The organism is Bacteroides sp. An279 (genome assembly GCF_002159615.1).
Lineage (GTDB): Bacteria > Bacteroidota > Bacteroidia > Bacteroidales > Bacteroidaceae > Phocaeicola > Phocaeicola intestinalis.
Genome location: NZ_NFJA01000143.1, coordinates 1 through 5,450 on the forward strand (window position 1 = coordinate 1; position 5,450 = coordinate 5,450).

The 5,450-nt window shown below is 44.6% G+C and carries 3 protein-coding genes; 2 read left to right on the forward strand and 1 reads right to left on the reverse strand.

The features are described from left to right. Positions 1 to 156: 156 nt before the first annotated feature. Complete coding sequence (locus B5F78_RS15755) at positions 157 to 1,287, reverse strand: glycoside hydrolase family 88/105 protein (protein WP_022040248.1); 1,131 nt, start codon at positions 1,285 to 1,287, stop codon at positions 157 to 159. A gap of 317 nt (positions 1,288 to 1,604) precedes the next feature. Between B5F78_RS15755 and B5F78_RS15760 the strand changes: the two genes are divergently transcribed. Together B5F78_RS15760 and B5F78_RS15765 are read left to right on the forward strand one after the other, a co-directional pair. Further along, positions 1,605 to 2,939: a rhamnogalacturonidase gene (locus tag B5F78_RS15760; RefSeq protein WP_430516455.1), complete on the forward strand. Its 1,335-nt coding sequence runs from the start codon at positions 1,605 to 1,607 to the stop codon at positions 2,937 to 2,939. A gap of 618 nt (positions 2,940 to 3,557) precedes the next feature. Next, positions 3,558 to 5,450 (forward strand): BACON domain-containing protein (locus tag B5F78_RS15765; protein WP_162608576.1); only part of this gene is annotated, 1,893 nt, incomplete at its 3' end.

The window sequence follows — 5,450 nt, forward strand, 5'->3', positions numbered from 1 at the left end:
TCCTGTTCTTCGTCAGATAGCCCGCTATCTTCCTCATCACAGAAGCGAAAATGCCTCAAAAACTCATCCCAAATCATCGCACGATAAATTCAAAACAGCTTCTGAAAAATCCGGTTATATATCACACATGCAGGTGCATGCATTGTTTTTTACTGTTTATTGTAACTTATATATTTCACTTCCTGCCAACAGGAAACACCCTGTACCGAAATCATCAAAATCGGGTTTGCTGTCGTAGGTTACGGGTTGTCCGTCTTTCGGTTCTTTGCCAGTTCCCTGTACGTATCCTAAATATCCGTTGGGATGCACAGCGTCTTTCACCATGGCATTCCAGGCTTTCAGTACGATGGGCAGGTATTCATTTCGGTCAAGCAATCCTGTACGGATACCCCATGCCATGCCATATACGAAGAGCGAAGTACCAGTCAGTTCTTTGCCTCCGAAATGAGTAGGGTCGTGCAAGCTGACGTTCCAGAATCCGTCTTCACGCTGGCAAGCCTTGAGTGCTTTGCTCATGGTGAGGAAATCGTTGATGTAATCCTGCCGGTGGGTCTCGTCAGCAGGAATCTCATTTAATATACGTACATAGGTAGCATATACCCATCCGTTTCCACGACTCCAGTAGCAGTCCTCGCCGTTTGGTTCCTTGTAGGGAGGGTCAAAGTCTGCATCTCTCCACCACAGACCGTCTTTAAGGTTGAACATGCCATTGTCGCCCAACCGATTGCGGGTATATTCATACATCTGCCACATCTTGTCGAAATATTTTTGTTCGCCGGTCAGTTTGCCCATCTTGGCAAATCCGGGCATTCCCATCTGTATGGCGTCAATCCATGTCCATTCGTTGATTTGCGGCGTATTGAGCAGCATGTTCAGGTTGGCCTTGGCATGACGTAACACTTTTGGGTCGGGACAGAGGTTATACATATCTATATATACTTGCGTGCAAGCATAGTTGTCGGCATGACGTGTCCATGTTTCACCACGCACCATGTTCCAGTCATGAAATTCTCCCCACTGATAGGTGTAGTTGTAATATCTGTCATCGGGATAGATGGAATAGAGTGCCATCAGTCCTTCATAATATACGGCACGTGTCCAGATGTTGCTAGGCCGCATCTTGTTCACGTAGCTGGGCTGGCGACAGTCGGGATTGTTTTTCATGTAGAAATCGTTTACCTTGATCAGTGTTTTCAGCGTTTCTTTCTGGTCGGGTATTTCCTGTGCTTTCAGCATGCCAATACCTCCCAAGAAGAGCGCCAATGCTGCAATAAATAATTTTTTCATGGTTCTTTATATTGATTAAATAAATATTTCCTGGGCAAAAGTACGGATTATTCTGTACTGAAAAAATGGAAAATAATACAGATTCCTTTGTTTTTATCCATATTTGGGTAAATTTTGTCTGCGGGGGAAAGTAATTTGTACAATTACACTTGGTTTCTGTATGATTTTCTATTTCAAATATTGTTTGGTTCGTTTATCTTTGCGACATGACAATTGATTGGTATATCCAGAAACTGTTTTGAAAACGAATACATTAAGACGCAAAAAATTTTTGGAGAGATTCAAAACAGTTTCTCAATTTAAAAAGTATAGGTAATATGAATAAAATGTGGACAAAGTGGTTGGCTTTTGCTTGGGTAGCGATGTGTGCTTTGCATCTCTCGGCAAAAGATGTGTTTCCCGATGGTACTCCGGTGCCCGACTGGTTCCGTCAGACGGAAATTGTGAATTTGCAGGATTTGGGTAAAAGTTATCGCATTACAGATTATGGAGTGGTAAACGATAGTACAGTCTTGCAGACAGAGAAGATACAGGCAGTTATCGACAAGGCGTCGCAGGATGGGGGCGGAGTGGTTTATATCCCGAAAGGAACGTTTTTGAGCGGTTCACTTTTCTTTAAGCCCAATACACACCTGTATATAGAAAAAGGTGGAACTTTGAAGGGAAGTGATGATATCAGCCACTTTGCTGTTATTGATACACGTATGGAAGGGCAGAACCTGAAATATTTTGCAGCTTTGGTCAATGCCATCGGGGTGGATGGCTTTACCATTTCGGGTGAAGGACGTATTAACGGAAATGGTCTGCGTTATTGGAAATCTTTTTGGTTGCGCCGGCAAGTGAATCCGAAATGCACCAACTTGGAAGAGTTGCGCCCACGTCTGGTATATATCGCCGATTCAAGAGATGTGCAGCTCTCGGGTGTGCGTCTGGAGAACTCTCCTTTTTGGACTACCCATCTTTACCGTTGCGAGAATGTCAAGTTGCTGAACCTTTCAATTTTCGCCCCTTACGAACCGGTGAAGGCGCCCAGTTCGGATGCCATTGATATTGATGTCTGCACCAATGTGTTGGTGAAGAATTGCTATATGTCGGTCAACGATGATGCCATTGCCTTGAAAGGTGGAAAGGGACCATGGGCTGACCAGGATAAGAAAAACAATGGTTCGAACCGTAACATTATTATAGAAGATTGCGTGTATGGTTTTTGCCATAGTGCATTGACTTGCGGAAGTGAATCCATCCATGACCATAACATCGTGCTTCGTCGTTGCCGGCTGGACAATGCAAAGCGCTTGCTTTGGTTGAAGATGCGTCCCGATACGCCCCAGAACTACGAATATATTACGGTAGAAAATATCACCGGTACGGTTTCCAGCTTTCTTTATGCAAAACCATGGACCCAATTCTTCGATCTGCAAGGGCGGAAGGATATACCTTATTCATATTCAAGCCACGTGACGATGCGGAATATTACGATGGAATGTGAGGTGGTATTTGATGTGGCAAAAGCGGAAGACCAATATAAATTGTCCGATTTTATGTTCGAAAACTTAAACTTGACCGTAACAAAGAAGCCCGAAATACAGAAAGATTGTGTAGAAGGGTTTACTTTGAAGAATGTGACGATAAACGGTAAGAAAGTGGAATAAGGATTTCGTTTACATTTATTGAAGGTGCATTGGAACAAAAGATGTTTCTGTTTGTAGTCTTTTGTTCCGATGCACCTTTTTGTATAAAGAAACGGCAAATTTCTTAGACTATGTTTGGACTATTGTAAAATTTTATATACATTTGCATCAGACTCTTACATTTACAACGTTGTATGAAGGATGTTCCCTCAGACAAGTGGTAAGTGAAAACTGTCTACACCGTGTGGAGAGTAGCATTTTTAGAAAAGGTGTACTACGAAAACGGGTATGAGTGGAAAAAGGGAGTCGGAAGACATATTGAAGGCGTTTACTTGACGCTTTGTTTGAGACGTTCCGGAATCTAGCTAATTTACGAGTCAAGGTCTTGAACTTAGCAACGGTAGATGCTCCGGGTGTGATTTGTATCACAGCCCTTGGTGTATCCTGCCAGCCCGAACTGTATCTGTTCGGGCGTAAGGGGTCTTATATAAAATAAGGTGTGGGCTCTGACGTTGTCTGTTCAACTTTGATGGGCAGTGCTTGAGCCTCAGAGCGTAGGACGGACAACAGACGGGCTTACGCTTTTTTTGTATAGGATTTATTCTCTATTTTAGTTATAAACTTAAACTTGTAATGCTTATGAAACACATTCGTTCTTGGATTCAGATGTACAAGTTACAAGGAATCATGTCTTGGTTGCTGTTGCTTTTGGCGGCATCGTGTTCCGATTCGGAGAAAGAATTGGAAGAACCTGTTCCTCCTGAACCTGTAGCGGCAAGTATAACGCTTTCCGAAGGTACAGATAAGCAGCCGCTTGTCGAATCGGCCGGAGGTACATTCTCTATTAATTTCACTGCTACTGCCGCATGGACAGCTTCCATCGGAAATTCGCGTGCGGATAGTTGGATAAGCGTTTCGCCGGCATCGGGTGAAGCGGGGGAAAAGAGTGTTACGATAACTGTCGCTTCCAATGAAAGTACGGATGAACGTTCGGCTTCAGTGTTTTTGACCTGTGGCGAAGAGCAGGAGACTATTGTGGTAACTCAAAAACAGAAAGACGCGCTTATCCTTTCGCAGCAGGTGTATGAACTTCCAGATGTAGAAAGTGTCATCGAACTGGAGGTGCAGGCTAATGTGTCGTATGAAACCAGTATATCTGTGGACTGGATAGAACCGGTAACATCACGTAGCTTGACGAAAGAAACATTGACATTCCGGGTAGCGGCGAACGAATCAACAGAGCAGCGTTCGGGTACTATTACGGTAAAAAGCGGTGAACTGGAAGAAACCGTAAACGTCTATCAGGCTGGCAAGGCAGAAGAACCGGTATTGCTTCTGTCCGATGAGGTGCTGAATGTGGGGGCAGAAGGTGGAACGGTCGACGTGCAAGTGCAGTCGAATGTCGCCTATACCTATCGCGCTGAAGCAGAATATGATTGGATTGCAGAACCGGCATCGCGGGCCGTGTCTACGCATACCATCCATTTAGAAGTACAACCTAATGAAACGTATGATTCGCGTGAGGCACGTTTTATCTTTACCGACGAGACAGCAACACTTACCGATACCTTGGTGGTTCGTCAGGCAGCTGCTGGTGGTTTGATTGTTTCCGCCTCCCGTGTTGATTTGGCGGCAGAAGATACTGGTTTCTCGTTAGAATTACAGACGAATGTAGATTATACAGTTTCCATTGATGCCGATTGGTTGGAGCAGGTGACAAGCCGAGGATTGAAAACCGAGACTTTAACGTTCAGTTGCGGACAGAATTATAGTACTGCTTCTCGCGAGGCGGTTATCCGGTTGGATAGTGAGATAGGCGAACAGGAAGTCAAGGTGGTTCAGGCTGGTAGGATAGAGGACGTTGGAGACCATGACTTTATGAATGTTTCTCCTCCTTCCTTGTCTTTGGCTTCAGATGCAGCTTCTTTTACCGTTTCCGTCAGTACGAATGTGGATTATCAAGTGGCAAGCAATGTGGATTGGATTACTGCCACGGTAAGTGGTACGACCAATGCTTCTTCTGTTACCTTTGATGTCAAGGCAAATGAAGGTGCAACGGCTCGTGAAGGCATTATCACATTTACGTCGTCAGATGGAAGCATGGTGCGGACAGTAACTGTGACGCAGGCTGGAAAAGAAATACCCCAATTGGATATTTCGCCTGCCATGTTTACGTTGACTTCCGAAGAGGCTTCTATCGAGGTGGCTGTAGAGGCAAATGTGAAATATACCGTATCGAGCAGTGCTGTTTGGCTGGTCAGTCCTGTAAGCGGTTTGACCGAATCCAACTCTTTGACCTTTGATGTAGCCGCCAATGAAGAAACAACTGTCCGTGAGGCGACTTTGACGTTTACCTCAGAAGACGGCAGCATCACCCGTACCGTTACGGTGACGCAGGCAGGAAAAGAAGCGGTTTCTTTGAATGTTTCTCCTGCTTCATTTGATTTGTCTAATGAAGCCACCTCTGTCAACGTATCAATAGAGACTAATACGAAATATACAGTGTCAAGCAGTGCTGTTTGGCTGGTCAGT